This window comes from Terrabacter sp. Root85, assembly GCF_001429185.1.
Lineage (GTDB): Bacteria > Actinomycetota > Actinomycetes > Actinomycetales > Dermatophilaceae > Terrabacter.
Genome location: NZ_LMIW01000001.1, coordinates 557,327 through 583,883, shown reverse-complemented (window position 1 = coordinate 583,883; position 26,557 = coordinate 557,327). Strand labels below are relative to the sequence as shown.

The window sequence follows — 26,557 nt, the reverse complement described above, 5'->3', positions numbered from 1 at the left end:
TGCTCCAATGCTTCTCCCGCCTCGGTGCCTCTGTCGGTGCCGCCTGCGAGGATGGGCGCATGTCGTCGCTTCCTGTGGCCGTCCCTGCCGGCGCGGTCAGTGGTCAGCCCCAGCCGGTCATCGACGCAGGCGCGGGGCTCAGCCTGCGACCGTTCGTCGAGGCCGACGCCGAGGTGCTCGTCCGGGCGTATGCCGACCCGGCCATCGAGCGCTGGCACCGTCGCACCTTGACGCGTGAGGAGGCCCTCGAGTGGGTCCGCGGGCGGGCGTGGCACCGCTGGCAGGCTGAGACCGGGGCCGAGTGGGCCGTCGTCGAAGCAGGTGTCGTCGTCGGCAGGGTCGGTCTCCCGGTCCTGCACCTGGACGAAGGTGTCGCCGAGGTCGGCTACTGGGTGCTGCCCGAGGGTCGCGGTCGCAGCGTGGCCGGACGTGCGCTCACCGCCATGACCGACTGGCTCTTCGAGCTCGGGCTCCACCGCGTCGAGCTCATGCACTCGGTCCTCAACGAGCCGTCGTGTCGTGTGGCGGTCAGGAACGGCTTCGATCTCGAGGGCACCCGCCGGTCAGCCCTGCTCCACCCCGACGGATGGCACGACATGCACCTCCACGCCCGGCTCGCGCCCGTCTGAGCCGTCCGTCCCACCCAGCCGGGAGGGCCGCTGTCGTATGCGTTTCCGGCACCCGGCGAGCGTCGGCACCTCCCGAGCCCGGCGGCATACGCACGCTGTCGCGCGGTGCCGCTGTGGGACGCTGGGCTCATGACCGAGCCCGTCGCCGACGCCACGTCCGACGCCCCTGCCGAGCGCTACCTCCTCCGCCAGAAGCTGACCATGATGGTCAACCGCTACGAGATCGTCCGTCAGGACGAGTTCGGCAAGGAGCTCGGTCTGCTGTGCTTCGCCGAGCAGAAGCGGATGGCCGCCAAGGAGCAGGTGACCTTCTACACCGACTCGGCCAAGACCCACCCGCTCTTCGGGTTCAAGGCCCGCAAGCGCATCGACCTGAGCTCCGGATACGACGTCACCGACAGCCAGGGCCAGCCGATCGGCTGGTTCAAGAAGCAGTTCAAGGCCTCGCTCGTGAACTCGACGTGGACGCTCGGCCTCCCCGACGGACGCGAGTTCGTCGGCAAGGAGCGCAACGCCAAGGTCGCCGTCGTGCGCAGGCTCTGGGACATCGTCCCCGTCGTCGGCGACATCCCCGTGCCCTTCCTCTTCCACTTCGACTTCGCCGCCCAGGACGGGTCGGTCGCGCTCAGCTCGACGAAGAAGGTCGGCGTCAAGGACGTCTACCACGTGACCCTCCCGGCGCTCGCCGACGGCAAGCCCATCGACTGGCGCGTCGGCATGGCGATGGCCGTCGCGCTCGACGCCCTGCAGTCGCGCTGAGACGCTGTCCGGTGGCCCGCACGGCGCCCGATAGACTCTGGCCGTCCCTCGGGACGCCTCCATCCCCCATCCAGCGCAGGGAGAAGCACCACTGATGGGAAGCATCGTCGTCGACGTCATGCTCAAGCCCGAGATCCTCGACCCCCAGGGGCAGGCCGTCGGTGGCGCACTGCCGCGGCTCGGGTTCAACGGATTCACCGACGTCCGTCAGGGCAAGCGCTTCGTGCTCACCGTCGACGGTGACGTCACGGACGAGCACCTCGCCGCGGCCCGTGAGGCCGCCGAGACCCTGCTGTCCAACCCGGTCATCGAGGACGTCGTCTCCGTGCACGTGCTCGACGAGAGCGCGGCGGACGAGAGCGCTGCCGACGAGGCCGACGCTCCCGCAGAGGACGCCGACGGCGAGCCCGACGAGGCGGAGGACGGCGAGCAGTGAGGATCGGCGTCGTCACGTTCCCCGGCTCGCTCGACGACCGTGACGCGGCGCGCGCCGTCCGTGAGTGCGGCGGCGAGGCCGTCCCGCTCTGGCACGGCGACGCAGACCTCAAGGGCGTCGACGCGGTCATCCTGCCCGGTGGCTTCTCCTACGGCGACTACCTCCGGTGCGGCGCCATCGCACGCTTCGCGCCGGTCATGGACGCCCTCGTGCCCGCGGCCCGGGGCGGCCTGCCCGTCCTCGGCATCTGCAACGGCTTCCAGGTGCTCACCGAGAGCCACCTGCTCCCCGGCGCGCTGATCCGCAACGACCACCGCAAGTTCAACTGCGTCGACCAGCGGCTGGTCGTCGAGAACGCCTCCACCGACTGGACGTCCGACTTCGAGGCCGGCCAGGAGATCACGATCGTCCTCAAGAACGGCGAGGGCGGGTTCGTCGCCGACGAGAAGACGCTCGACACGCTCGAGGGCGAGGGCCGGGTCGTCTTCCGCTACGTCCCCGACGCCGAGGGGCGCAACCCCAACGGCTCCTACCGCCACATCGCCGGCATCACGAACGAGCGCGGCAACGTCGTCGGCCTGATGCCGCACCCGGAGCACGCCGTCGAGGAGGGCTACGGCCCGAGCCTCGACGGTCGCGGCTTCTTCACCTCGATCATCAAGCAGACCCTCGAGAGCGCAGCCACCGCATGAGCGACACCCAGACCGCGCCCCTCCTCGACACCGTCGAGCACGCCGCGGCGACGCCCGACGTCGAGCAGCCGTGGGCCGAGCTCGGCCTCAAGGTCGACGAGTACGCCAACATCCGCGAGATCATCGGGCGCCGTCCGACCATCGCCGAGCTCGCGATGTACTCCGTCATGTGGAGCGAGCACTGCTCCTACAAGTCGAGCAAGATCCACTTCTCCCTCTGGGGCGAGAACACCACCGACGAGATGCGCGAGAAGCTCCTCGTCGGCATCGGTGAGAACGCCGGCGTCGTCGACATCGGTGACGGCTGGGCCGTCACCTTCAAGGTCGAGTCGCACAACCACCCGTCCTACGTCGAGCCCTACCAGGGCGCCGCGACGGGCGTCGGCGGCATCATCCGCGACATCATGTCGATGGGTGCGCGCCCCATCGCCGTCATGGACCCACTCCGCTTCGGCAACCTGCACCACCCCGACACCCAGCGCGTCCTGCCGGGCGTCGTCGCAGGCGTCGGCGGCTACGGCAACTGCATCGGCCTACCCAACATCGGCGGCGAGGTCGTCTTCGACGACTGCTACCAGGGCAACCCGCTCGTCAACGCCCTCTGCGTCGGCGCGATGCGCATCGAGGACATCCACCTCGCCAAGGCGTCGGGTCCCGGCAACAAGGTCATCCTCTTCGGCGCCAAGACCGGCGGCGACGGCATCGGCGGCGTCTCGGTGCTCGCGTCCGAGACCTTCGACGAGGGCGGCCCGACCAAGCGCCCCGCCGTCCAGGTCGGCGACCCGTTCGCCGAGAAGGTGCTCATCGAGTGCTGTCTCGACCTCTACGCGGCCGGCGTCGTCGACGGCATCCAGGACCTCGGCGGTGCCGGGCTCTCCTGTGCCACCAGCGAGCTCGCCTCCAACGGTGACGGCGGCATGCAGGTCGAGCTCTCCCTCGTCCCGCTGCGCGACGCGAGCCTGCAGCCGCAGGAGATCCTCATGTCGGAGTCGCAGGAGCGCATGATGGCCGTCGTCGAGCCGAAGCACCTCGACGAGTTCATGGCCATCACCGAGAAGTGGGACGTCGAGGCCACCGTCATCGGCGAGGTCACCGACGGCGACCACCTCGTCATCACCTGGCACGGCGAGGTCATCGTCGACGTGCCGCCGCGCTCGGTCGCCCACGAGGGCCCGACGTACAACCGCCCGCTGGCCCGGCCGGCATACCTCGACGGTCTCAACGCCGCGGGCACGGCCGAGCTGGCCAAGCCGCAGACGGGCGAGGAGATCCGGGCGCAGCTGCTGACGCTGCTCGGCTCGCCCAACCTCTGCGACAAGTCGTGGATCACCGACCAGTACGACCGCTACGTGCTCGGCAACACCGCTCTCGCGCAGCCCGATGACTCGGGCGTCGTGCGCGTCGACGAGGAGACGGGCCGCGGCGTCGCCGTGTCGACCGACTGCAACGGCCGCTTCGCCAAGCTCGACCCGTATGCCGGTGCGCAGCTCGCGCTCGCCGAGGCCTACCGCAACGTCGCGACCGCCGGCGCCGCCCCGCTCGCCGTCACCGACTGCCTCAACTTCGGCTCGCCGGAGGACCCCGGCGTCATGTGGCAGTTCCGTGAGGCCATCCGCGGCATCGCCGAAGGGTGCCGATTCCTCGGCATCCCCGTCACGGGCGGCAACGTGTCGTTCTACAACCAGACCGGCGACGTCGCGATCCACCCGACGCCCGTCATCGGCGTGCTCGGGGTCATGGACGACGTCTCCAAGCGCTCCGGCTCGGGCTTCCGCAGCGACGACGCGCACGTCTACCTCCTCGGCACGACGCGTGACGAGCTCGACGGGTCCGAGTGGGCGCACGTCGTCCACAAGCACCTCGGCGGTCTCCCGCCGAAGGTCGACCTCGCGGCCGAGCAGGCCCTCGGTCGGGTCCTCGTCGAGGCGGCGCGCACCGGCATCGTCGAGGCCGCGCACGACCTCTCCGAGGGTGGTCTCGCCATCGCCCTCGCCGAGGCGTGCATGCGTCACGGCGTCGGTGTCACCGTCGACGGACTCGATGCGATCGGCGCGGACGCCGAGGGCAACCCCCTCGACGCCTTCACGGCGCTCTTCTCCGAGTCGAGCGCCCGCGCGCTCGTCGCGGTGCCGGCCGGTCACGCGGCCGAGTTCGAGGCGATGCTCGGTGACGTGCCGCACGCGCGCATCGGCGTGACCGGTGGGCGCGACCTCGAGGTCGTCGGCCACTTCTCCGTCTCGGTCGCCGAGCTCACGTCGGCGCACGAGTTCACGCTCCCGGCGGTCTTCGGCTCCTGAGGCCCCCGCCCTCAGCTCGTCAACGCGCCCGCCACTTCCCGGCCTCGGGAGGTGGCGGGCTCTGCATTCCCCTGTCGTCAAAGGGTTTTGCGCCCGCGACCAGCCTTGTCAGTGCTGCTCCTTCACGCAGCCCGGTCGGCAGGTTTGCCCGGGCGACGTCACGCCTCAGCGCCTCCGCCGGCAACGGCGAGGCGCTGGCGACGAGCACCGAGTTGCCGAACCGTCGGCCCTTGAGCACCTCGTGCGTCGCGATCACCGCGACGTGCGGCAGCGACGTGGCCACCGTCGCGACCACCCTTGCGACCCAGCGCATCCCGGGCTCGTCGGCGAGGTTCCAGAGGGCGATGCCCGTCGGCTTGAGCACGCGCGCCACCTCGTGGGCGTATGCCGTCCCGACGAGCTCCGCCGGCACGCGCCCTCCCGCGTAGGCGTCCGTCACGACGACGTCGGCGGAGCCGTCCCTGAGGGCGCGCACGCCCGTCAAGCCGTCGACCGGGCGGACGCGGATGCGGTGGCGCCGGGGGAGGGGGACGTCGCGACGGACGAGCTCGGTCAGCGCCTCGTCCGGCTCGAGGACGATCTGGGGCGAGCCCGGACGGGTCGCCTCCACCCAGCGCGGCAACGTCAGGCCGGCGCCGCCGACGTGCGTGACGCCGAGCGGGCCCGGCGGCATGGTGTCGATGGCGAGCGCCAGGTGCTGGACGTACTCGAAGACGAGCAGGGTCGGGTCGTCGGGCTGGACGTGCGACTGCGGCGAGCCGTCCATGTGGACCGTGACGCCGCCGCGCTCGTCCCACTCGAGCGAGACGTGCTGTGCCGCAGTCGATCCCGCGCTCACGTGAGATCCAGGGCGAGAGTGCGGGCAGCAGTCGGTGGGGCAGCCCACGACGGTGCAGCGGGGTCGGATCCTCGGGCTGGCGTCACGCGACCAGCGTAGGTGGCAGTGGCGTCACGACCCCATCGCGGTGGTGCCGTCGGACAGGACCGGGGAGATGAGGCCGAAGACGTTGCCGTCGGGGTCGTGGAGGTAGGCCAGGCGCCCGACGCCTGGCATGTCGGCCGGCGCGAGGGCCTCGGACCCGCCCAGCTCGAGGCCCTGGGCGAAGAGGCCGTCGACGTCGTCGACGGCGATGACGAGGTTGGCCCCGTTGACGGCCCCGCCGATCTCGGGTGCGGGGCCCTGGCGCTGCGTCAGGCCCCCGTTGATGCCGTGGCCGACGCCTCCCTGACTCGCCGCCTCGTCGCCGGTGTCGATGGCCCAGTAGGGCATGTCGCCGAACTGCTGGAAGGACCAGCCGAGCAGCCGTTCGTAGAAGTCGGCGAGGCGCGCGGGGTCCGAGCCGTGGATCTCGAAGTGGACGACGAGATTGGACATGGCTGCTCCTTCGGCGGGCGTGGGTTGTCCTCTCCGACGCTACGGCTCGGCACCGTCGGCGACAACGGTTCTGGACTACCGTCAGGGGATGCGATTCGGTCTGGCGATCCTGCCCGAGCACCCCTGGTCCGAGGCCGAGCCGATGTGGCGCGCGGCCGAGCAGATGGGCTTCGACCACGCCTGGACCTTCGACCACGTGACGTGGGGCGGCCTGCCCGAGTCGCCGTGGTTCGCCGCGGTGCCGACGCTCGCCGCGGCCGCTGCCGTCACCGAGCGCATCGGTCTCGGCACGTTCGTGTCGTCGCCCAACAACCACCACCCGGTGCAGTTCATGCGCGAGGTGCTGGCCCTCGACGACATCTCGCGCGGACGGTTCCTCCTCGGCATCGGGACGGGTGGCGACCTCGACTCACGGATCATGGGCGAGGACCTCACGCTCCGTGACCGCGTCGCCCGTTTCACCGAGTTCACCGACCTGCTCGACCGCCTCCTGCGTGACGACCACGTCACCGTCGACGGCCGCTTCTATGCCGCCCGCGACGTGCGCACCCTCCCCGGCCCGGTTCGCGGCGGCGACACCGGCAACCGGGTGCCGCTCGTCATCGCGGCCAACGGCCCCAAGTCGATCGGCCTGGCGGTCGAGCGCGGCGACGGCTGGATGACCTACGGCGGCACCGCCGACACCGACGACGAGTGGTGGGAGCTCGTGGCCGGTCACAGCCGGAGGGTCGACGCCGCCCTCGAGGTCGCCGGCCGCGACGCCGCGGGCTTCGGCCGCTACCTCAACCTCGACTCGGCTCCGACCTTCTCGCTGTCGAGCGCTGCCGCGTTCGAGGACGCCGTGGGCCGCGCCGCGGCCCTCGGCTTCACCGACGTCATCACCCACTGGCCGCGCACGACGGAACCCTTCCACACCACCCGCGAGGTCCTCGACGAGGTCGTCGCCGACGTCATCCCCCGCCTGCGCTGAGGGCGTCGGTCGGCCGTCGGCGCACGCCGATAGCCTGCGAGGTATGCCGCCACGCCGCCGTACGCCCGTCGCCGAGGGACATGCCGCCCTCGTCGCCTGCCGTGAGGCGGGCTGGGAGGCCGACCGCCGCACCACGGCGACGGCGGTCCGCTACACGCTCGAGGAGCTCGCGACCATCGCCCCCGGCCGCACCGTCGAGGTGCGCGTCCCCCCGCACGGCGCGGTGCAGTGCATCGGGGGCCCGGTCCACACCCGCGGCACGCCGCCCAACGTCATCGAGACCGACGCGGCGACGTGGCTGCGCCTCGCCGTCGGTGACCTGGCCTGGGAGGCGGCCCTCGACGGGGCGCGGGTCCGGGCCAGCGGTCAGCGGGCCCACCTCGACGGCCTGCTTCCGCTCACCTCGCTTAGGCTGGACTCGTGACCCAGCCCTCGCCGACCACCCGCCCCGAGCGTCCCCGCATCCCCAACTTCAAGCGCTTCCTCATCACGGGCGCCGTGCTGGGTTTCATCGTGGGTGCCGCCATCTCGATCGTCGGTGACGAGGTGCAGGGCTACACGACGACCACCGGCGCGCTCTACATCGGCGCCCTCGGCGCCTTCATCGGCACCGGCCTGGCCGGCGTCCTCGGCATCCTCCTCGACCGGTCGGGTCGCGACCAGTCGTGACCCCGCCGGTCGGCCACGCCGAGGGCGTGCCGGACGCCCAGGGCGCACCTGCCGCGCGCACGGGACCCCTTGCCGGCATCCGCGTCGTCGAGCTCGCCGGCATCGGCCCCGCACCCTTCGCGGCGATGCTGCTCGCCGACCTCGGCGCCGACGTCATCCGGATCGACAGGCCCGGTGAGGGCTCGCTGCCCGTCCCGCTGTCGCCCGAGGCCGACCTGCTGCGCCGCGGCCGCCCTTCCGTCGCCCTCGACCTCAAGCATCCCGAAGGTCTCGCGACGATCCTCGCGCTCGTCGAGCAGGCCGACGTGCTCCTCGAGGGCTACCGGCCCGGTGTCGCCGAGCGGCTCGGGCTCGGGCCCACCGACTGCCTCGGTCGCAACCCACGCCTCGTCTACGGCCGGATGACCGGGTGGGGGCAGGACGGCCCGCTCGCCCACGCCGCCGGGCACGACATCGGCTACGTCGCCATCACCGGAGCGCTGCACGCCATCGGCCGCGCCGGCGGACCTCCGCAGGTCCCCGTCAACCTCGTCGGCGACTTCGGGGGAGGAGCGCTCTACCTCGTCGTCGGCGTCCTCGCCGCCCTCCTCGAGGCCCGCACGAGCGGCCGCGGACAGGTCGTCGACGCCGCGATCGTCGACGGCACCGCCCACCTCTCCTCGCTCGTCATGAGCCTCGTGGGCGCCGGGCTGTGGTCCGACCGCCGCGGCACCAACCTCCTCGACACCGGCGCCCCCTTCTACGACGTCTACGAGACGAGCGACGGTGGCTGGCTCGCTGTCGGTCCGCTCGAGCCCGCGTTCTATGCCGAGCTGCTGCGCCTGACCGGCCTCACCGACACCGCGCCCGACCGCCTCGACCCGCGCACGTGGCCTGCCCTGCGCGCCCTGCTCGCCGACACCTTCCGCAGCCGCACCCGCGACGAGTGGACGGCTGCCCTCGAGGGCACCGACGCGTGCGTCGAGCCGGTCCTCAGCTACGCCGAGGCACCCGGCCACCCGCACCTCGCCGCGCGCGGCACCTACGTCGAGCACCACGGCCTCGTCCAGCCGGCCCCGGCGCCCCGCTTCTCGCGCACCCCGGCCGCACTCGGCACCCCACCGTCCACACCCGGCGCCGACACCCGCGCCGCCCTCGCCGCGTGGGGCATCGACGACGTCGACGCCCTCATCGCCTCGGGCGCTGCCTCCACGCCGTGAGGCTCTTCGTCGCCGTCGTCCCTCCCGACGACGTGCTCGACGACCTCGAGGCGCACGTCGAGCCGCGGCGCGAGGCGGGTCCGGAGATCCGCTGGACCGACCGCCACCAGTGGCACGTCACCCTCGCCTTCCTCGGCGCCGTCCCGGAGGCCCGCCTCGACGACCTCTCCGAGGCGCTCGGGCGCTCCGCAGCACGGCGCGATCCCCTCGTCCTGCAGCTCGCAGGGGCCGGCGCCTTCCCGAACCCGTACGCCGCCCGCGTGCTCTGGGCGGGCGTGGAGCAGGTCCGCGGTGACCTCGGAGCGGTGGCGGGCGGCATACGCCGTGCGTCGACGGCGGCGGGGGCGACGCCCGACGGGACGCGCTTCCACCCGCACCTGACGCTCGGCCGCTTCCACCGCCCCACCGAGGCGACCCGTTGGATCCGCGCGCTCGACGCCTGGGAGGGGCCGGCCTGGCGGGTCGACCACCTCGCGCTCGTCGAGTCCCACCTCGGTGAGGGGCGGGGGCGGCGGCCGCGCTACGAGGTGCTCGCCGAGCTGCCGCTGCGGTCGTGAACCGCGGACGAGTCGCCCACCGGCGTGTGCGACACTGGCGCTGTGGCACGTGGCGACGGTCGTTTGAACCATGACCTCATCCCCGGCGAGAAAGGCCCGCAGGACGCCTGCGGGGTCTTCGGCGTCTGGGCTCCCGGAGAGGACGTCGCGAAGCTGACGTACTTCGGGCTCTATGCGTTGCAGCACCGCGGTCAGGAGTCGGCCGGCATCGCGACCGGTGACGGCGAGAAGATCCTCGTCTACAAGGACATGGGCCTCGTGTCGCAGGTCTTCGACGAGACCGCGCTCAGCTCGCTCCGCGGCCACATCGCCATCGGCCACACGCGCTACTCCACGACCGGCGGCTCGACGTGGGAGAACGCCCAGCCGACGCTCGGCGGCACCGGCCACAGCACCCTGGCCCTGGCCCACAACGGCAACCTGATCAACACGGTCGAGCTCAAGGCCCTCGTCGACGAGCACTTCGGCGGCACCCGCATCACCGGCGAGCTCGCCCGCGGCAACACCTCCGACACCGCCCTCGTCACGACGCTGCTCGCGGCCGACGAGGACCGCACCCCCGAGCAGGCCGCCCTCGAGCTGCTGCCCAAGCTCAAGGGCGCGTTCTCCTTCGTCTTCATGGACGAGACGACGTTGTATGCCGCCCGCGACCCGTGGGGCGTGCGTCCCCTCGCGCTCGGCCGCCTCGAGCGGGGCTGGGTCGTCGCGTCCGAGACCGCGGCCCTGCAGACGATCGGCGCCGCCGTCATCCGCGAGGTCGAGCCCGGTGAGCTCATCGTCATCGACGAGGACGGCCTGCGCTCGCACACGTTCGCCGAGCCCCAGCCCAAGGGCTGCGTGTTCGAGTACGTCTACCTCGCCCGCCCCGACGCCGTCATCCGCGGCCGGGTCGTGCACGAGGCCCGCGTCGAGATGGGGCGCGTGCTGGCGCGCGAGCACCCCGTCGACGCCGACCTCGTCATCGGTGTCCCGGAGTCGGGCGTGCCTGCGGCTGTTGGCTACTCGCAGGAGTCGGGGATCCCGTTCGGCCAGGGCTTCGTCAAGAACGCCTACGTCGGCCGCACCTTCATCCAGCCGTCGCAGACCCTGCGCCAGCTCGGCATCCGGCTCAAGCTCAACCCGCTCGAGCACACGATCCGCGGCAAGCGCCTCGTCGTCGTCGACGACTCGATCGTGCGCGGCAACACCCAGCGGGCGCAGATCCGCATGCTCCGCGAGGCCGGCGCGGCCGAGGTGCACGTGCGCATCAGCTCGCCGCCCGTGCAGTGGCCGTGCTTCTACGGCATCGACTTCGCGACGCGGGCCGAGCTCATCGCGACCGGCCTCAAGGTCGAGGAGATCAGGGCCTCGATCGGCGCCGACTCCCTCGGCTACATCTCCGAGGAGGGCATGATCGGCGCGACGAACCAGCCCGCCGACGAGCTCTGCTCCGCGTGCTTCACCGGGAAGTACCCCATCGAGCTGCCCGAGGACGGTCGCATCGGCAAGCACGTCCTCGAAACGCTGCCGCTGACGGTGCGCACCGGCCACGACCGCTCGGTCGACGTCGACGGGGTGACCCTCGGGGTCGGCCTCGGCGGCGAGAACGCCCTCCAGCACCCCTGACCGCCCTCCGGCGGGCGGTCGGCTGGACGCCGGACCGGGCGTCCCTCTGGCGCCGGTAGGCTGGGGCCCGTGAGCGATGCCCCCATCACGTATGCCTCGGCCGGAGTCGACGTCGAGGCAGGTGACAAGGCCGTCGAGCTGATGAAGGCGTCGGTGCGGCGCGCCACCAGACCAGAGGTCGTCGGTGGCCTCGGCGGGTTCGCCGGCATGTTCGACGCGAGCGCGATCGCCCGGATGACCCGCCCGATCCTCGCCACGAGCACCGACGGCGTCGGCACCAAGGTCGCCATCGCCCAGGCCCTCGACGTGCACGACACCATCGGCTTCGACCTCGTCGGCATGGTCGTCGACGACATCGTCGTGTGCGGCGCCGAGCCGCTCTTCATGACCGACTACATCGCGACGGGCAAGGTCGTCCCGGAGCGCATCGCCGCCATCGTCGGTGGCATCGCCCGCGCGTGCGAGGAGGCGGGGGTCGCCCTCGTCGGCGGCGAGACCGCCGAGCACCCGGGCCTGCTCGAACCCGACGAGTACGACGTCGCCGGCGCTGCCACCGGCGTCGTGGAGTATGCCGCCGTGCTGGGTCCCCAGCGCGTCGCCGACGGAGACGTCGTGGTCGCCCTCGCGAGCAGTGGCCTGCACAGCAACGGCTACAGCCTCGTGCGCCGCGTCATCGCGAGCGCCGGCTGGCAGCTCGACCGCCACGTCGACGACTTCGGCCGCACCCTCGGCGAGGAGCTGCTCGAGCCGACCCGCATCTACACCAAGCCGCTGCTCGAGCTCATCGCCGCCGAGGGTGTCGACGTGCACGCCCTGAGCCACGTCACCGGCGGTGGCCTGGCCGCAAACCTCGCCCGGGTGCTCCCGACCGGCACCTTCGCCCGGGTCGACCGCTCGACGTGGACCCCGCCTGCCGTCTTCCGCACCGTGCAGGACCTCGGCCGCGTGCCGCAAGCCGACATCGAGCGCACCCTCAACCAGGGCATCGGCTTCGTCGCCGTGCTCCCCGAGGCCCAGGCGGAGCGCGCCATCGAGCTGAGCGAGGCCCGCGGCATCCGTGCGTGGCGTCTCGGTGAGGTCGCCACCGAGGAGCGGGCGCACGCCGACGGCCTCGTCGCCGGTGACGCCGAGATCGTGCGCGGCGCCAAGGGCGTCGACGGCGGCGCCGTGCAGGTCGTCGGGCAGCACCCGACCGCCTGAGCCCGGGCCGGCACGCGGTTACCCGGCCGGGCGGCACACCCGACCCGACGGGAGTACCGCGGCACACGGCATACGCCCCACGGACGCGGGCATGACGAAGCCCGCAGCACCCCGGAGGGTGTGCGGGCATCGATGCGTCACCCCGACGCTCTCGCCACGTGGGCGGGAGCTTCAGGCGCCTCGAGGGCAGCACCGATCGCGCGCCGGGTGTGAACACCCGACGCACGAGGTGCAGACGGAAGAGGAAGGCAGGCTCAGCGCCCGCCCGAGGCCCACTTCCCGTATTCGTCGTACTCGTCGTCGTCGACGGATCGTGGCTGGTTGGACACGTCGCGTTGCGACGGCCCGTGCAGCTCACGCTCCAGCGCGCTCAAGTCCGTGTCAGGTGTGTAGTACTTGAGCTGCCGTGCGACCTTGGTCTGCTTGGCTTTGGCTCGGCCGCGCCCCATGGCGTGACCCCCTCGTGCGTCGTGCCGGGACGGCATCGCTCCTCGGAGAACCGGGTGGTTCTTCGATGTCCGCGTAGCGGCCCCGGGAATGTGTGTGTTCTCGTGGTGCTAACGCTACATGAGTGAGGCAAATCCTGCGCCCGCCCCACCCCCTGATCGGCGGCGCGTCGCACCTGCTCGAAGCGGGCCGACCGGCCGGAGGTCGCTCGGGGGTTGCTCGGGGGTTGCTCGGGGGTCCGCCAGGGACCGTCAGGGGTCGGGGGTACGCTTCCGGGCGGCCGGTCGGGCGTATACACCTTGTGTCTCGGAAGCGGGACGATTTGACTCTTTTCAGTGTTTAACCGCCATTAGACTGGCCGAGACTTTACCCTTGCTTTACTGAGCCCCGATTGGGGCGCATGCGTGTCGCTGCACCTAGCGACAGGGTGGTGGGGATATGACAATGACGACTCAGGATCGACACGAGACCGAGAAGCTACTGACTCCTGCCGAGGTTGCGGCCCTGTTCCGTGTGGACCCGAAGACGGTCACGCGGTGGGCCAAGGCAGGAAAGCTGACTTCGATCCGGACCCTTGGTGGGCACCGGAGGTATCGCGAGTCAGAGGTGCGCGACCTTCTGGGTGGCGGGCACTGATCTCGACGGAAAGTTGGGGGTAAACCGGTCAGATCGTCGGGGGAGGCGCACCACACGGTGTTCCTCCCCCGACTGCTACCCGGTGGTTGGACCTTGTGGTCAGGCCCGGCCGTGGGGGACGGGGTTGACCGTGCACACGAAGTACTTCACGACGCCGCCGTCGACGAGGGCTCCGGCGCCGATGGCCGCCTGCACCTCGTCCGCGGCGTCGAGCACGCCGTTGCCGTCGCGGTCGCCGGCCGCCAGCGCCGCGGCATACGTGCTGGTCAGCGAGACGGCGTGCACCTGCCAGCGTCCGCCGTTGTAGCCGGGGTCGCCGGGGGCCGCGGTGGCGACGCTGCGCTGCACGGCGCCGAAGCTGTAGATCGTGTCCCACGACTGCGCGGGTGCGCCGGTGCCGCTGAGATCGGTCGGCGTCGCGACCGTCCGGTAGAGCTCGTGGTCGACGTAGAACGCCGGCCCCGACACGCCGCCCGCCTGGGCGGAGGTGCCCGCGGCGAGGGCGGGGAGGGCGACCGCGGCGACACAGAGAGACCGGATGGTCCTACGAGTCAGCTTGTGAGACATGGCTTTCCACCTTTCGTCCGGTCACCCTGACCGGCTCACCACCGAGTCAATCCCGTCCCGGTCGTGCACTCCATGACGAGGTGGTTATCCGGTCCTTACGGCTCGGCGACGTCGGTGGCCGGTCCTATCGTGGCGGGATGACGAACCCACCCGAGATCACCGCCATCACCCTCGGCGTCCGCGATGTCGAGCGCTCCCGCGCGTTCTACGTCGACGGGCTCGGCTTCCGCTCCGTCCTCCACCTGCCGGAGATCACCTTCGTCCAGGGTGCCCCCGGCGTGCTCCTCGCCCTGTGGGACGTCGCGCAGATGCCGAGCGAGTACGGCGACGTCGCGCACGGCTCCTCGGCGCCACCCGTGTCGCTGGGCCACAACGTCACCGAGGTCGGCCAGGTCGAGGCGTTGTATGCCGCCGCGCTGGCTGCCGGCGCGACCTCCGTCTCCGCCCCGACCGAGCGCGAGTGGGGTGGGGTCAGTGCGTGCGTGGCCGACCCGGACGGCTTCCGGTGGGATCTCGTGCACAACCCGAACTTCCGGGTCGACGCCGACGGCACGGTCCACCTGGGCGAGGCGCCTGCCTAGGCGCCGCCTCGAACCCCGTCCAGGCGAGCCCGCCACGGATGGCCGGCCGGCTGGGCGTCGACGACTCGCCGGAGCACCGCCACCTGGGCGGGACCGAGCAGGGGGAGCGCGGCCTCGAGGTCGGAGTCGTCCTTGGGGCGGGGCGAGGCGGCCTTGTGGGCGAGGACGAGCTCGGGGCGCAGGTAGCGCACACCGTCGCGCTCCCACGTGGCATCGTCCAGTGACACCACGAGCGAGGGGTCGCGCTTGAACTGCCACCGTCCGTCGACGTCCGGGTTGAGCAGGATCTCCCCGCGCCACGGGGCGAGCGCGTGCTCGCGGACCCAGATCTGGCCGGAGTCCTCGGGCACCTCCCGTCCGGGCCGCAGGTGCAGCAGGCCCGAGTCGCCGGCGGACCACAGGTGCCAGTGCGGCTCGAGGTGGGCTCGGATCGCGCCGACGTCGCGACGGAGCACCGAGACGTCGATGTCCTCGTGGTCGCGGGCCACGCCGGTGAAGGCCTCGAGGGCCCAGCCGCCGGCCACCCACCAGGGCACGTCGAGCCCGGCGAGGAGGTCCCGGACCTCGGCGGGGGTCCACGGGTGCTGCGGACCGTAGATCCGCTGGAACTCGTCCGGTGCGAGCCACTGCTGCCCGCCGGTCGTCACCTCGTCCTGCTCGTCCGCCTCCTGCTCGCCCACGACGCCACGCTAGCGCCGGCGGCTCGCCTCAGTGGCCGAGTGCGCGCAACTGGAGGCGCAGGGCGAGACGCGTCTCGGGGTCGTGCAGGTCGAGCTCGACGACGCCGGACAGGCGCTGCATCCGGTAGCGGAGCGTGTTGGGGTGCACGTGGACCCGCGCCGCGGCCGCCCGCGGGTCGCCCGGGTGGTCGAGCCACGCCGCGACCGTCTCGAGGTAGGCCGTGTGGTGGGCCTCGTCGTGCTCGCGCAGGGCGGCGACCGGACCGAGCAGCTCCTCGGTCCAGATGCCTCCGAGGGCGCGGGCGTTGGTGACGGCCGCCCAGGCGTCCTCGACCGTCGTGGTCGTGCCCGAGACGCGGCCGACGTCGCGCAGGCGCTGCACCTCGGTGGCCTCGCGTCGCGAGCGGTCGAGGTCGACCGTGCGCGAGACCCGGCCGCCGGCGCTCGCCGTGGCCGTCGGCGTGACACCCGCGACCTCCTCGACGACGCCGAGCAGCCACTCCCACGTGCCGGGGGACGCGTCGCCGGGCACGTCTCGCACGAGGGTCAGGGCGACGCCGTCGAAGATCGCGAGGAGCGGCTGGCGCCACGAGCGGCGCCGAGCAGCGGACTCCCACACGTCGAGCTCGTGCTCGGTGTCACGGGGCGCGCCCTCACCGGTCGGGTCGGTGCGCGGCCGGTGCGCACCGGCGAGGACGACGACCCGCCACGGTGCCGCCGGCAGCCAGCCCTCGGCCTCGAGCGTGTCGCCGCTCAGCACGGCCCGGAGCCGGTCGGCCGAGACCCGTCGGGCGAGGTCGGCCTGCGACCGCAGGCGCAGCAGGTGCAGGGCCACGACCGACGCCGTCTGCGCGAGCGAGCCCATGACCTGCTCGGGTGGCTCCTCGTCGACGACGGCCCAGATCGAGCCCAGCCACTCGGTGCCGGCCCGCACCGGCACGACGACGCGGGCCCGCAGGCCGCGCCCGGCCGGGACGAAGAAGGGCTCGTCGGAGCGCGCGAGCCGGCGGAACACCCCGCGCCCGCGGAGGTTGGCGATGACCTCGTCGGGCACCCGCCGGCCGACGATGGTCGAGACGCGCGCCGGGTCGGCGACGTCCTGGGTCGAGGAGTAGGCGAGCACCCGCGACTGGGTGTCCTCGATGGTGATGGGAGCCGCGACGAGGGCCGCGCACGCGTCGGCAAGGGCGAAGAGCTCGTCGAGCACCGGGCCCTCCGCGCGCACCGCCGGTCCGCTCGCTGCGCGGTCGAGGACACCGCGCAGCAGCCACACGACGTGCGCCCACGACGCGTGGTCGGCGAGCTCCACGAGGCTGACGCGGAAGCGGGCCGCCGCGGCGCGCACCTGCTGGTTGCGGGCCGCGGCCCGCCGCAGCACGACGGCGCCGCAGTCGACGGCCGCCGCGCCCTCGAGCAGGGCGGCCGCCTCGGCCGGCCGCTCGACCCCGACGCCGAGGAGCAGGTCGCCGGCCTGGCCGAAGACGCCCGAGCCGGGCTCGGCGAGCGTGACGTCGTCGACCGTCGGACCTCCGACGTCGACGACCACCGTGAGCAGGCCGCCGCCGAGGGTGCCGACGAGCTGAGCGATGGGCAGGCCGACCGGGGTCGTCGACGAGGTGCGGGTCGCGGACCGTCGGGTCGCGCGGGACGGGGCGGACGGCATACGACCATTGTGGCCCGGTGTGGTGCTCCCAGCACAACAAGGTTCGCAAACACTGGCAGCGCAGCACCATGGGCCCCTTCACGCGCGGCCCCACCATGGAGGCAAGGCACCACCCGAGCACCAGACCCAGGAGTCGATCGCATGGCCGCTGTGACCCCCGCCGGTACCCCCGTCCCCGAGCGCGTCGCCGTCGTCGGCGCCGGCATGGTCGGTCTCGCCACCGCCTGGTTCCTCCAGGAGCGTGGCGTCGAGGTCACCGTCATCGACCGCGACGGCGTGGCCGCCGGCGCGTCCTGGGGCAACGCGGGCTGGCTGACGCCCGGCATCGCGACGCCGCTGCCCGAGCCCGCCGTGCTCAAGTACGGCCTGCGCGCCGTCCTCAGCCCGAGCTCGCCCGTCTACGTGCCGCCGAGCGCGCGCCCGGACTTCCTCCGCTTCGTCACCGGCTTCACGCGCCACAGCACCATGACGGCGTGGAAGAAGGCCATGGGGGCCCTCGTGCCCGTCAACGATCTCTCGCTCCAGAGCTTCGACCTCCTCAAGGCCGGCGGGGTCGACGCCGACACCTACGAGGCGAAGTCCTTCACCGCCGCCTACCGCACGGCCGAGGAGCGCCAGACCCTGCTCGAGGAGATCGAGCACATCCACGCCTCCGGCGGCGACATCACCTTCGACGTCCTGAGCGGCGACGAGGCCCGTGCCATCGAGCCGGCCCTGTCCGACGAGATCGGCGCCGCGATCGTGCTGCACGGTCAGCGCTTCATCAACCCGGGCGCCTACGTCGCCGCGCTCGCCGACTCGGTCACCGCCCGCGGCGGCAAGATCGTCACCGGCAGTGCCGTCTCGCGCATCACCGACACCCCGACCGGCGTGCTCGTGACGAACGACTTCGGCCAGGCCGAGCACTACGACGCGGTCGTCGTCGCGACCGGCGCGTGGCTCGGCAAGCTCGCGCGGGAGTTCGGCGTCACGCGTGTGGTCCAGGCCGGCCGCGGCTACTCCTTCAGCGTCGCCGTCGACGACCTGCCCAACGGCCCCGTCTACTTCCCGGCCGCGCGCGTCGCCTGCACGCCCGTCGGTGACCGCCTCCGCGTCGCCGGCATGATGGAGTTCCGCCAGCCGGAGGCTGCGCTCGACCCGCGCCGCATCAAGGCCATCGTCGAGTCGGCGCGCCCGCTGCTCCAGGGAGCCGACCTCGACCACCGCCAGGACGAGTGGGTGGGCTCGCGTCCCTGCACCATCGACGGGCTCCCGCTCATCGGCGCCTCGAAGAACCCCAAGGTCTTCGTCGCCGGCGGCCACGGCATGTGGGGCATCACCCTCGGCCCGGTCACCGGCCGCCTGCTCGCCGAGCAGATGGTCACCGGCCGCGCGCCCGAGCAGCTCGCGCCCTTCAACCCGCTCCGCTGAGCGCCCCCGGCAGCACCGGGAGACACGGACAAGGCCCACCTGACGACACTCGTCAGGTGGGCCTCCGTGCGCGTCCCCCCGCGCATCGGCGGCGCGTCAGCGCCCGCCGGAGACGGCTGCCACCGGACCCCTCAGTGCGGCGGCAGCCGTCAACCGTGGTTCGGAGACGTCATGCGGACCGGATTGGTGCCGATCCAAAGGCGACGTCGAACCGGTCGCACCAGATGACGACCGAGGTCAGGCCCGACAGGTCCGTGCCTGCCGGGACGGCGTAGTTCTGGTTGCCGTCCGTGGCCTTGAGGTCGCCGAGCGGGACGAACCGGCCGTCGTCGTAGCGATGCCAGTCGTCCCCTCCCGCAGGCTGGTCGGTCAGCCACACGACGACGTCCGGCCCGTCGCTCGTCGAGAAGCCCTCGAGCCGCAGGACCGTCGTGCCGTCGGCCAGCTCGAGCACCCGGGCCGTGCCGGAGGTGGCGTGCTCCCCGTCGACGAAGCGCCCTTGGCCGACGACGTGCGGAGCCGCTGGTGCGGCCGGGGGCGTATGCCCGGTGGTCGGCCCCGTGCCCCCGCCGGCCGTCGTGGCGGTCGCGACGGCCACGGGGACCGGCTCGTCGACGACGCTGCGGGTGAGCAGCCGCCACGGCTGGAAGAGCACGAGACCGACGGCCAGCGCGACGAGCCCGAGCACGACGGTGGCGGCGATCCAGGGACGTCGTGTCATGGCTCCAGTGCACCGGGTCCGGGATGGCCCGACCATGACGAGAGCCTTACGAGGTGCTGACGTCCCTACGGGCCACGCCCCGGGACGCGTGCGTCAGGCGGGGGTGAGCACGACGAGGGTGTAGGCGCCTACCGAGACGGTGCCGCTCGCCGGCTGGTCGTCGAGGGGCTCGTCCACCGCGTCCACGTCGTGGGTCTCGTGGCCCGCGAAGAGGGCGCTGTAGGTCGCCGCGTCGGAGTTGAAGCGGACCACCCACGGCCCGGCGGACGGCATACCCGTCGTGATGTCGCGCGCCTCGACGCTCGCGTTGACGACGACCACGGCGACGTCGTCGCCGGAGCGCCGTGCCCAGGCGAGGGCCTTGGCCTCGTCGTCGAGGTGGAGCACCTCGAAGCCCTCGCCACGCAGGCCGCGAGAGACGCCGTCGACGTCGCGGCGCAGGTGGATGAGGTCACGGCCGAGCCGCACGATGTCGCGGAACTGCTCGGCCCGCTCCCAGTCGAGCGGCACGTCGTCGCGGAACCACTCGTCCTCGAGGAACTCCTGGCCCTGGAAGAGCATCGGGATGCCGGGCGTCGTCAGGGCGATGGCGAAGCCGAGGGTCGCGCGCTTCTGCGCCGCCCAGCCGCTCGGGTCATCCCCGTCGACCTCGTGGGGGACCCGGAGCTTGCCGTTGGCCACCTCGTCGTGGCTCTCGGTGTAGACGATGCGCCGGAACGGCTCGTCGTTGCCAAGCAGGGCGTCCGCGAGCTGGGTCATCGAGCGCTCCGCGTCGTCGACGGCCGTCAACAGCCCCCTCACCGGGTGCACGAAGCTCGTGTCCCACTGGGCGTGGAAGCCCGCGCCGCCCTCGTCGGAGGAGGTGATCGCCGGGTCGGACTGGAGGTCCTCGGCGATCAGGATCTTGTCGGGGTGCCGCTCACGGATCGTCGTCGTGATCGAGCGCATGAGGTCCCAGCCCTCGGGGAGGTCGCCGCTGCCGAGACCGTCGATGGTGCGCACGTAGAGGGTCGCGTCGAAACGGAGCCCGTCGAGGTGGAACTCCTCGAGCCACATGAGGGCGTTGTCGTGGAGGTAGGCGCGCACCTCCTCGCGGCCGTAGTCGGGGCGGGTGTCACCCCACGGGGTCGACGAGCGCTCGTCGTTGTAGAAGTAGATGCCGCCCTTGCCGTCCTCGCTCCAGCCGTCGAACTGCCAGAGGGACAGGTCGCTCGGGCCGTAGTGGTTGATGACGACGTCGAGGATGACGGCGATGCCGTGCCGGTGGGACTCCTTGACGAAGGCCTTGAGCGCGTCGGCGCCGCCGTAGCCGCTCTCGACGGCGAAGGGGTTGGACGGGTTGTAGCCCCAGGAGTAGTCACCGGCGAACTCGGCGACCGGCATCAGCTCGATGGCGTTGATGCCGAGCTCGGCGAGGTAGCCGAGCTTGCCCGCCAGGCCACCGAGGTCACCGACATCACCCTGGGTGGCGACGAACGATCCGATGTGGGTCTCGTAGATGACGAGCTCGTCGTGCGGCGGGCAGCCGAACGTGTCACCGCCCCAGTCGAAGGCGTCGCGGTCGTAGACGACGGCGTTGCCCGACGAGTTCGTGACGACGCGAGCGCGCGGGTCGATCCGCATGAGGCGCTGGTCGCCGTTCGTGATGACGAACTGGTACTCGTCGCCGGGCCCGGCGCCCTCCACGTCGGCGTACCAGTGACCGTTGTCCTCGGAGACCATCGCGTGGCCGTCACCCGACCAGTCGGTGAAGCTGCCCGTCACTGCGACGGCGTCGGCGTTCGGGGCCCAGACACGGAAGGCGGTGCCGCCCTCGTGGGGCATCGACCCGAGTCCGGGGCGGTGGGCGTCGTGCTCGGACATGCGGGCTCCAGTCGGGTCGTGAGGGGGGCAGCCCGAGCGTAGACCTGGCTGCTCGAGCCGACCCGTGACGTACCCGATCGGCCTGCCCGGCTCGCTAAGCCCGGCTCGCTCGGCTCGCTCGGCTCGGCTCGCTCGGTCGACTCGCCGCGTCAGCGCAGGTAGCCGGTGACGTCGGCGATGACCTGCACGGTGCCGGCGGAGTGGTTGACGATCGTCAGCGTGCCGGAGGTGGTGAGGCGGCCGACGAGGAGGTTGGCGACGGTCTGGCCGGCGGCGAAGTTGGCGGTGGAGCTGCCGGTGGTGGCGGTCGAGTCGGCGCTGAGGAAGCCGGCCGCCCGGGGKGAGGTGGCGGTGAGGTTGATCGCGGCGGCGGTCGCTCCGGCGGGSACGGGTGACCCGGTGACGCCGGCGACCTTGATGGTGAGCGAGGCGCCGGCGGCGATCGCGGTGCGGACGGGGTTGGATGTCGTGCCGACGCGGGTGTCGAGCAGGCGAGTGGGCGTTACCGGGACGAGGTGCGAGAAGGACGAGGGCCGCACGGCCGCCGACGGGGTCGAGGCTGGGCCGGCACCGATGACGTTCGTCGCCGTCACCGTGAAGGTGTAGGCCGTCTCGTTGCGCAGCCCGGTGAGGGTGGCCGACGTGGCGGAGCCGGACACCGTCGCGCTCGCCCCCGCGGGCGAGGACGTCACGGTGTAGCCCGTCACCGGGCTGCCGTTCGACGTGGCCGCGGTCCAGCGGACGGTCGCGCGGCCGTTGTCGGGGACCGCCGACACCGACGTCGGGGCCGACGGCGCGGTGGCCACGAGGGAGAACCGCATGGCGTCGACGCCGACCTGGGCGGTCGTGGGGCTGGGTCCGTTGTCGCCGGCGTGGACCCGCACCGAGGTCCCGGAGCGGGCGAGGTAGGTGCCGAGCGGGGACCACGTGCCCGCCGCCGTGGACTGGTCGACGACGGTGGTCGCGGACCCGCGCGCGTCGGTGACGGCATACGTGACCTTGGCGTCGGCGCGGGTGGTCGGGACGTAGGCGCTCACGGTGTACAGGCCGGCGGAGAGGGCCGGGGACCACGTGGCGCCGTTCTCCTCCGTGCTGCCGTTGGCGTAGGTGGAGTAGGCGCGTCCCTGCACACCCTGGCCCTGGTTGGGCTTCCAGTAGGACATGTTGCCGGTGAAGACGAACGACGGGCTGCCTGGGCCCGTCGTGTCGGAGCCGTAGCTGATCGGGACCGGCGCGCCCGTGACGCGGCCGCCGACCCAGTCGGCGTCGATGTCGATCCTCACCCCGCCCCACGTCTCGCTGCCGGTGGCGTACTGGTGGAGCCGCTGGCCGCCGGCCCAGTAGCTGTCCCGGAACTCGGGGTGACTCGTCGAGTCGGACAGGGTCTGCAGCCCGTTCCAGCTGGCGAACCACACGTTGTCGGGTGCGGTGAATCCCGTCGTGCCCATCGCCCTGGACAGGTCGACCATGAGCGAGGCGCTGCTGCCGTACGCACCGGACGTGTAGCCGCGGGCGTGCAGCTCCTGCGTCCACGCCGTCAGGAACGACAGGACCGTGGCCGTGCAGCCGGAGACGGTGGGGTCGTACGCCTCCATGTCGTAGTAGACGGGCGTGCCGGCGCCGAGACCGAAGAAGGCCGCGCGCCCGGCCGCGTCGGCAGCGGCGGCCCTGCCCTGCGCGGCAGCCTGCGTCGGGTCGATGGTGCTGAGGCCGGTCTGGTCGACGCAGGGTGCCTGTGGCCCGACGTAGATCGGGATGAGTCCCCAGCCCATCGAGCTGACCTGGCTCACCCACGTCGAGGAGAGGTTGCCGTCGCCGCAGGCCCGCATCGAGCCGCCGATGTAGATGCCCACGGCACGGTAGGGGGACGCCAGCCAGGACTGCATCGTCGCGACGCTCGGGGCGGCGCACGCGTCGAACGCCATCCCGGTGAAGGGGTGTGGCCCCGACGTCGCGGCGGTCGAGGCCGTGCCCGGGGAGGCGGTGGCCGTGGAGGCACTAACCGACGAGGACGAGGACGAGGACGAGGCGGAGGTGGAGGAGGTGGCTGCCGTCGTGCCGGCGGCCGGGGCGGTGCGCGTGACCGCCGAGCTCGCGGTCGCGGTGGCGAGGACGTCGTCGACCCTCGACTCGCTCGCGCCCCACGTGGCGTCGACCTGCACGTCCTGTGCCGTGAACCTCGCCACCTTGGTGCCGGCGGCGCGGTCGGTGCCGGTGTGGGCCCGGAGCGTGCCGAGGGCGGTCGTCCTCGAGGTCGTCGCCGTGCTGGCGCGGTCGGAGCCCGGGTGCAGCCAGATCGTCTCGGCGCGCCCGACGAGGTGTGCGGGGCAGTCCTGCTGGGAGCCCGGTCGGCCGAGGTAGACGGCCCGCACGTCGAGGCGGACGCAGCGGGTGGGGTCGGCGTCGAGGTCGACGACGGCCCAGTCGGACGGGACGGAGAGGTGGACGTCGCGGTAGTCCACGGATCGCGTGCCCGTGGGTGTCACGGCCGAGGCCGGCGCGGGGGTCGCTGTCGCGGGAGTCGCTGTCGCGGGAGTCGCCGGTGCTGGAGCCGCCGTCAGGGCAGCGGCGCTCGCGCTGGAGACTGCACCGAACGCCAGTGCGGCAGCACCGACGAGTGCCGTGAGTCGGCGGGGTGAACCGGGCATGTCAGAACCTCTCGAGCGTCACGGCGGTGGTCCGGACGGCACGTGGATCCCGGCGGAGGCACGGCACAATTCGGGTGAATCGGACCACCCCCGTCGGAGGGTACCGGCTCGCCGCACCGCTGGGGCCATTCCGGGCTCGTCAGCTGCCCGGGCGGGGTGCCGGCCCGCCGATCACGTCGTGAGGAGGTATGCCGGGTGCTCGGGGACCGCTCCCGTGTCGCGCAGGTGCCGGGCCAGGTGGAGGGCGCCGTCGAGGGCCCCACCGCGGGCCGCTGAGCGCCGGGCGCCCGCGCCGACCCGGGCGAGCCGGTCGTCGAGAGCGTCCGCGACCGGTCGGGCGCTGAGGAGGCCGCCGGTCGCCGTGAGGACCGGGTCGGTCAGGCCCTCCGCCGCGCGCAGCAGCGAGTCGGCGAGGTCGGCGCCGGAGCGGGCGCAGAGGGCGTGGGAGACGTCGTCGTCGGCGGCGGCCGCCGTGACGAGCGGTGCGACGGCGGCGAGGCGCTCGGGGGCGTCGGGGCTCGTCATGACGAGGCGCGGCCAGCCCTCCGGAGGGCCGAGCAGGTCGCTGGCCGCTGCCAGCAGGAGCGGCGACCCGTCGGGGAGCCCGTCGTGGGCGCGCAGTGCGGCGCGGAGTCCGGCCATGCCGAGGGTCGCCGCCGACCCGGCGTCGCCGAGCACGTGCCCCCACCCGTCGACCCGGCGCCACTGCTGCTCGAAGTCGGTGCCGAACGCGACCGCCCCGGTGCCCGCCGCGACGACCGCGCCGGGACCGATCCGGCCCGTCGCGCCGACGAGGTTGGCGACGGCGTCGCTGACGACGACGGTGCGCTCGGCGCCCAGGCCCTGCGCCACGGTGCGCAGCACCTCCGACCGGTCGGCGAGGAAGAGCAGGCCGCGCATCGACCAGACGACGACCGCGGGAGCCGCTGTGCCACGACGGGTCTCGTCGTCTGGGCGCGCTCCCAGCAGGGCGCGGGCGTCGGACACGAGCGCTGCGACGTCGATGCCGCCCGCCCCGACCCGCACGCCCGGTGCCGTGAGCACGGGGCCGGGCGACACGGCACACGTCTGCAGTCGGAGGCCCGACCCGCCGACGTCGACGGCCACGACCCGCTGCTCGCTCACGCGAGCGAGCCGATCACTTCGCCATGCCGGCGGTCAAGCCCGCGACGATCTGCTTCGTGGCGACGAGGAAGAGCACGATGAGCGGGACCGTCGTGATGACGAGCCCGGCGAAGACGGCCGAGTAGTTCGTCGCGTTCTCGCCGAAGAAGCTCGTCAGCCCGACCGGGAGGGTGTACTTGTCCTCGCTGCGCAGCAGCACGAGCGGGAAGAGGAAGTCGTTCCAGATCGGCACGAACCGGAAGACGGCCACGGTCGCGAGGGCCGGGCGCACGAGCGGGACCATGATCCGCCAGAAGGTCTGCCAGCTGCTCGCGCCGTCGAGCGCCGCCGCCTCCTCGAGCTCCTCGGGCAGCTGCCGGAAGAACGTCGTGAGGACGAAGATCGAGAACGGGATGCCCGATGCGGCGTACATGAGCATGAGACCGAGCCGCGAGTCGATGAGCCCGAGCCCGTCGAAGAGGTAGAAGATCGGCAGGATCGCGAGGTGGATCGGCAGCATCAGGCCGGAGAGGAAGAGCGCCTCGAGCCAGCGGAAGATCCGCGACCGCCCGCGGGCCAGCGCGTAGGCGGCCATCGTCGCGACGGCGGTCGAGATCGCGACCGCGCCGACCGTGACGAGGAGCGAGTTCCCGAAGTACGTCGCGAAGTTGCCGGTGGTCCACGCCTCGACGTAGCTGGCCGTCGTCGGGGGAGCGGGGAGGCCGAGCGGGTCGGTGATGAGGTCGGCGTTGGTGCGGAAGCTGTTGCTCACCATGAGCAGCAGCGGCACGAGCGCCAGGGCGGCATACCCCCAGAGGAGCACGCTGGCACCCGCGCCGCCCACGGGACGGTTGACCCGCGGTGGGCGCCGGCGGCTGCCCTGGGCCGGACGGGCCGCGACCTGCTCCTGCGGCGCCTCGGTGGTGACGACGGCCGTGGTCATGCGGTGATCCTCCGCTCGTGACGGCGCAGCACGGCCGTGGCGGCGTAGGCGCCACCGAAGATGATGAGGAAGAGCAGCGTGGCGAGGGCCGAGGAGCTGCCGATGGCGTCGGTCGCTCCCGAGTCGAACGCCGTGCGGTAGAAGAGCAGCGACACGAAGTCCGTTGCGCCCGCGGGGTTTCCGGTCGAACCACCGAAGGCGTAGGGGAGCGCGAAGGCCTCCATGGCGAAGATGAACGTCAGGACCGACACCGTGCCGATGGCGGGCACGAGCAGCGGCAGCGTGATCTTGAAGAACGCCTGCCGGTTGCTCGCGCCGTCGACGCGGGCCGCCTCGGTCAGCTCCTCCGGGACGCCACCCAGTGCGGCGCCGTAGAGCAGCACGGGGAAGCCGATCCACTGCCACACGCTGACGAGGATGACGACCCAGATGGCCGTCTTCGGGTCACCGAGCCACGGGAGGGCCCATGACTCGAGGCCGACCTTCGTCAGCAGCGTGTTGACCGGGCCGAACGTCGGCGACAGGAGCAGCGTCCAGAGGTAGCCGATGACGATCGGGCTGACGAGGTAGGGCATCGCGTAGAGCGTCTGCAGCATCCGGCAACTGCGCGGACGCGTGTAGAGCAGGTAGGCGATCGTGAGCCCGAAGGTGTTCTGGATGAGCATCGTGCCGATGAAGAAGAGCACGTTGTGCAGCAGCGCCCGCGGGAGGTCTGTCGTGAACGGGGCCCTGGTGAAGAGCGTCACGAAGTTCTCGAGGCCCGCGAACGCTCCGCGGGTCGTGCCCTGCCACTGGAAGAAGGCGTAGGAGAACGCCGTCACCATCGGGTAGAGCACGAACACCGCGAAGAGCGCGAGCGCCGGAGCGACGAAGACCAGGCCGGTGCGGCGCCTCATGCAGGAACCG

At 72.4% G+C, this 26,557-nt stretch carries 26 protein-coding genes and 1 pseudogene; 15 read left to right on the top strand and 12 right to left on the bottom strand.

What is annotated here, in order from left to right:
- Window positions 1-59 precede the first annotated feature (59 nt).
- From ASE25_RS02775 to purL, 5 genes and pseudogenes are all read left to right on the top strand, one after another.
- The gene (locus ASE25_RS02775; RefSeq protein WP_056822549.1) at window positions 60-629 is read left to right on the top strand and encodes a GNAT family N-acetyltransferase; all 570 of its coding nucleotides are present in this window, start codon (window positions 60-62) and stop codon (window positions 627-629) included.
- A 129-nt stretch (window positions 630-758) separates the two neighbouring features.
- Window positions 759-1,388: a hypothetical protein gene (locus ASE25_RS02770; protein ID WP_056822546.1), complete on the top strand. Its 630-nt coding sequence runs from the start codon at window positions 759-761 to the stop codon at window positions 1,386-1,388.
- Between the two features lie 94 nt (window positions 1,389-1,482).
- Window positions 1,483-1,731 (top strand): annotated as a pseudogene (gene purS, locus ASE25_RS02765) (phosphoribosylformylglycinamidine synthase subunit PurS); the annotation flags it as partial.
- Window positions 1,732-1,820: 89 nt separating this feature from the next.
- The gene (gene purQ / locus ASE25_RS02760) at window positions 1,821-2,516 is read left to right on the top strand and encodes a phosphoribosylformylglycinamidine synthase subunit PurQ (protein WP_056822544.1); all 696 of its coding nucleotides are present in this window, start codon (window positions 1,821-1,823) and stop codon (window positions 2,514-2,516) included.
- Window positions 2,513-4,813 (top strand): phosphoribosylformylglycinamidine synthase subunit PurL, encoded by a 2,301-nt coding sequence (purL, locus tag ASE25_RS02755; RefSeq protein ID WP_056822541.1) that lies wholly within the window; start codon window positions 2,513-2,515, stop codon window positions 4,811-4,813. The genes purQ and purL overlap by 4 nt, the downstream gene beginning before the upstream one ends.
- A 19-nt stretch (window positions 4,814-4,832) precedes the next feature.
- Here purL and ASE25_RS02750 read toward each other — a convergent pair whose 3' ends face one another.
- Window positions 4,833-5,651, bottom strand: a complete 819-nt coding sequence (locus ASE25_RS02750) for a spermidine synthase (RefSeq protein ID WP_369793452.1) — start codon at window positions 5,649-5,651, stop codon at window positions 4,833-4,835.
- A gap of 111 nt (window positions 5,652-5,762) precedes the next feature.
- The gene (locus tag ASE25_RS02745) at window positions 5,763-6,188 is read right to left on the bottom strand and encodes a VOC family protein (protein WP_056771963.1); all 426 of its coding nucleotides are present in this window, start codon (window positions 6,186-6,188) and stop codon (window positions 5,763-5,765) included.
- An 88-nt stretch (window positions 6,189-6,276) separates the two neighbouring features.
- Between ASE25_RS02745 and ASE25_RS02740 the strand changes: the two genes are divergently transcribed.
- From ASE25_RS02740 to purM, 7 genes are all read left to right on the top strand, one after another.
- On the top strand, window positions 6,277-7,158 hold the full coding sequence (locus ASE25_RS02740) for an LLM class flavin-dependent oxidoreductase (protein ID WP_056822539.1): 882 nt from the start codon (window positions 6,277-6,279) through the stop codon (window positions 7,156-7,158).
- A 43-nt stretch (window positions 7,159-7,201) separates the two neighbouring features.
- Window positions 7,202-7,582 carry a sterol carrier family protein gene (locus ASE25_RS02735; RefSeq protein WP_056822537.1) on the top strand — a complete coding sequence of 127 codons (381 nt, stop codon included), beginning with the start codon at window positions 7,202-7,204 and terminating at the stop codon, window positions 7,580-7,582.
- Window positions 7,579-7,827, top strand: a complete 249-nt coding sequence (locus ASE25_RS02730) for a hypothetical protein (RefSeq protein WP_056771955.1) — start codon at window positions 7,579-7,581, stop codon at window positions 7,825-7,827. Before ASE25_RS02735 ends, ASE25_RS02730 begins: the two co-directional genes overlap by 4 nt.
- Window positions 7,824-9,026, top strand: a complete 1,203-nt coding sequence (locus ASE25_RS02725) for a CaiB/BaiF CoA-transferase family protein (protein ID WP_304437911.1) — start codon at window positions 7,824-7,826, stop codon at window positions 9,024-9,026. Before ASE25_RS02730 ends, ASE25_RS02725 begins: the two co-directional genes overlap by 4 nt.
- Entirely contained in the window at window positions 9,023-9,583 is a 561-nt protein-coding gene (gene thpR, locus ASE25_RS02720; protein WP_056822534.1) for an RNA 2',3'-cyclic phosphodiesterase, read from the top strand. The genes ASE25_RS02725 and thpR overlap by 4 nt, the downstream gene beginning before the upstream one ends.
- Before the next feature lie 42 nt (window positions 9,584-9,625).
- Entirely contained in the window at window positions 9,626-11,188 is a 1,563-nt protein-coding gene (purF, locus tag ASE25_RS02715) for an amidophosphoribosyltransferase (RefSeq protein WP_056771949.1), read from the top strand.
- Between the two features lie 69 nt (window positions 11,189-11,257).
- Complete coding sequence (purM, locus tag ASE25_RS02710) at window positions 11,258-12,388, top strand: phosphoribosylformylglycinamidine cyclo-ligase (protein ID WP_056771946.1); 1,131 nt, start codon at window positions 11,258-11,260, stop codon at window positions 12,386-12,388.
- A gap of 254 nt (window positions 12,389-12,642) precedes the next feature.
- Here purM and ASE25_RS02705 read toward each other — a convergent pair whose 3' ends face one another.
- Complete coding sequence (locus ASE25_RS02705) at window positions 12,643-12,837, bottom strand: DUF3073 domain-containing protein (protein WP_020142456.1); 195 nt, start codon at window positions 12,835-12,837, stop codon at window positions 12,643-12,645.
- 442 nt (window positions 12,838-13,279) lie between these two features.
- Between ASE25_RS02705 and ASE25_RS22165 the strand changes: the two genes are divergently transcribed.
- Entirely contained in the window at window positions 13,280-13,471 is a 192-nt protein-coding gene (locus ASE25_RS22165; RefSeq protein WP_045191048.1) for a BldC family transcriptional regulator, read from the top strand.
- A gap of 99 nt (window positions 13,472-13,570) precedes the next feature.
- Here the strand turns inward: ASE25_RS22165 and ASE25_RS02700 are convergent, their stop codons facing one another.
- Window positions 13,571-14,038 (bottom strand): hypothetical protein, encoded by a 468-nt coding sequence (locus tag ASE25_RS02700; RefSeq protein ID WP_056822532.1) that lies wholly within the window; start codon window positions 14,036-14,038, stop codon window positions 13,571-13,573.
- 137 nt (window positions 14,039-14,175) lie between these two features.
- On the opposite strand from ASE25_RS02700, the gene ASE25_RS02695 reads away from it, so the two are divergent.
- Complete coding sequence (locus ASE25_RS02695) at window positions 14,176-14,619, top strand: VOC family protein (protein ID WP_056771939.1); 444 nt, start codon at window positions 14,176-14,178, stop codon at window positions 14,617-14,619.
- Here the strand turns inward: ASE25_RS02695 and ASE25_RS02690 are convergent.
- Both ASE25_RS02690 and ASE25_RS02685 read right to left on the bottom strand, forming a co-directional pair.
- Window positions 14,616-15,299, bottom strand: coding sequence for a hypothetical protein (locus tag ASE25_RS02690; RefSeq protein WP_056822530.1), 684 nt, complete (start codon window positions 15,297-15,299; stop codon window positions 14,616-14,618). The genes ASE25_RS02695 and ASE25_RS02690 overlap by 4 nt on opposite strands.
- A gap of 28 nt (window positions 15,300-15,327) precedes the next feature.
- Entirely contained in the window at window positions 15,328-16,962 is a 1,635-nt protein-coding gene (locus ASE25_RS02685; protein ID WP_235508509.1) for a CdaR family transcriptional regulator, read from the bottom strand.
- A 141-nt stretch (window positions 16,963-17,103) separates the two neighbouring features.
- Between ASE25_RS02685 and ASE25_RS02680 the strand changes: the two genes are divergently transcribed.
- Complete coding sequence (locus ASE25_RS02680; RefSeq protein WP_056822527.1) at window positions 17,104-18,372, top strand: FAD-binding oxidoreductase; 1,269 nt, start codon at window positions 17,104-17,106, stop codon at window positions 18,370-18,372.
- A 169-nt stretch (window positions 18,373-18,541) separates the two neighbouring features.
- Here ASE25_RS02680 and ASE25_RS02675 read toward each other — a convergent pair whose 3' ends face one another.
- The 6 genes from ASE25_RS02675 to ASE25_RS02650 all read right to left on the bottom strand — a co-directional run bounded on the left by ASE25_RS02675 (window position 18,542) and on the right by ASE25_RS02650 (window position 26,547).
- The gene (locus ASE25_RS02675) at window positions 18,542-19,093 is read right to left on the bottom strand and encodes a DM13 domain-containing protein (RefSeq protein WP_056822525.1); all 552 of its coding nucleotides are present in this window, start codon (window positions 19,091-19,093) and stop codon (window positions 18,542-18,544) included.
- Window positions 19,094-19,186: 93 nt separating this feature from the next.
- A complete protein-coding gene (locus ASE25_RS02670; protein WP_056822522.1) occupies window positions 19,187-20,956 on the bottom strand; it encodes an alpha-amylase family glycosyl hydrolase in 1,770 nt (589 codons plus the stop codon).
- 149 nt (window positions 20,957-21,105) lie between these two features.
- On the bottom strand, window positions 21,106-23,604 hold the full coding sequence (locus tag ASE25_RS02665; RefSeq protein WP_157623293.1) for a glycoside hydrolase domain-containing protein: 2,499 nt from the start codon (window positions 23,602-23,604) through the stop codon (window positions 21,106-21,108).
- A gap of 171 nt (window positions 23,605-23,775) precedes the next feature.
- Window positions 23,776-24,729: a BadF/BadG/BcrA/BcrD ATPase family protein gene (locus ASE25_RS02660; RefSeq protein ID WP_056822519.1), complete on the bottom strand. Its 954-nt coding sequence runs from the start codon at window positions 24,727-24,729 to the stop codon at window positions 23,776-23,778.
- A gap of 13 nt (window positions 24,730-24,742) precedes the next feature.
- Entirely contained in the window at window positions 24,743-25,651 is a 909-nt protein-coding gene (locus tag ASE25_RS02655; RefSeq protein WP_056771920.1) for a carbohydrate ABC transporter permease, read from the bottom strand.
- Entirely contained in the window at window positions 25,648-26,547 is a 900-nt protein-coding gene (locus ASE25_RS02650) for a carbohydrate ABC transporter permease (RefSeq protein ID WP_056822518.1), read from the bottom strand. The genes ASE25_RS02655 and ASE25_RS02650 overlap by 4 nt, the downstream gene beginning before the upstream one ends.
- Window positions 26,548-26,557 lie beyond the last annotated feature (10 nt).

Bases quoted from the DNA above. Each gene is read 5' to 3' on its own strand.
- ASE25_RS02705 (WP_020142456.1), bottom strand. From the start codon at position 12,837: ATGGGGCGCGGCCGAGCCAAAGCCAAGCAGACCAAGGTCGCACGGCAG.
- ASE25_RS02735 (WP_056822537.1), top strand. From the start codon at position 7,202: ATGCCGCCACGCCGCCGTACGCCCGTCGCCGAGGGACATGCCGCCCTC.
- ASE25_RS02775 (WP_056822549.1), top strand. From the start codon at position 60: ATGTCGTCGCTTCCTGTGGCCGTCCCTGCCGGCGCGGTCAGTGGTCAG.
- ASE25_RS02670 (WP_056822522.1), bottom strand. From the start codon at position 20,956: ATGTCCGAGCACGACGCCCACCGCCCCGGACTCGGGTCGATGCCCCAC.
- purL (WP_056822541.1), top strand. From the start codon at position 2,513: ATGAGCGACACCCAGACCGCGCCCCTCCTCGACACCGTCGAGCACGCC.
- ASE25_RS02740 (WP_056822539.1), top strand. From the start codon at position 6,277: ATGCGATTCGGTCTGGCGATCCTGCCCGAGCACCCCTGGTCCGAGGCC.
- ASE25_RS02655 (WP_056771920.1), bottom strand. From the start codon at position 25,651: ATGACCACGGCCGTCGTCACCACCGAGGCGCCGCAGGAGCAGGTCGCG.
- ASE25_RS02685 (WP_235508509.1), bottom strand. From the start codon at position 16,962: ATGCCGTCCGCCCCGTCCCGCGCGACCCGACGGTCCGCGACCCGCACC.
- ASE25_RS02680 (WP_056822527.1), top strand. From the start codon at position 17,104: ATGGCCGCTGTGACCCCCGCCGGTACCCCCGTCCCCGAGCGCGTCGCC.
- ASE25_RS22165 (WP_045191048.1), top strand. From the start codon at position 13,280: ATGACGACTCAGGATCGACACGAGACCGAGAAGCTACTGACTCCTGCC.
- ASE25_RS02675 (WP_056822525.1), bottom strand. From the start codon at position 19,093: ATGACACGACGTCCCTGGATCGCCGCCACCGTCGTGCTCGGGCTCGTC.
- ASE25_RS02650 (WP_056822518.1), bottom strand. From the start codon at position 26,547: ATGAGGCGCCGCACCGGCCTGGTCTTCGTCGCTCCGGCGCTCGCGCTC.
- ASE25_RS02770 (WP_056822546.1), top strand. From the start codon at position 759: ATGACCGAGCCCGTCGCCGACGCCACGTCCGACGCCCCTGCCGAGCGC.
- ASE25_RS02695 (WP_056771939.1), top strand. From the start codon at position 14,176: ATGACGAACCCACCCGAGATCACCGCCATCACCCTCGGCGTCCGCGAT.
- ASE25_RS02700 (WP_056822532.1), bottom strand. From the start codon at position 14,038: ATGTCTCACAAGCTGACTCGTAGGACCATCCGGTCTCTCTGTGTCGCC.
- ASE25_RS02745 (WP_056771963.1), bottom strand. From the start codon at position 6,188: ATGTCCAATCTCGTCGTCCACTTCGAGATCCACGGCTCGGACCCCGCG.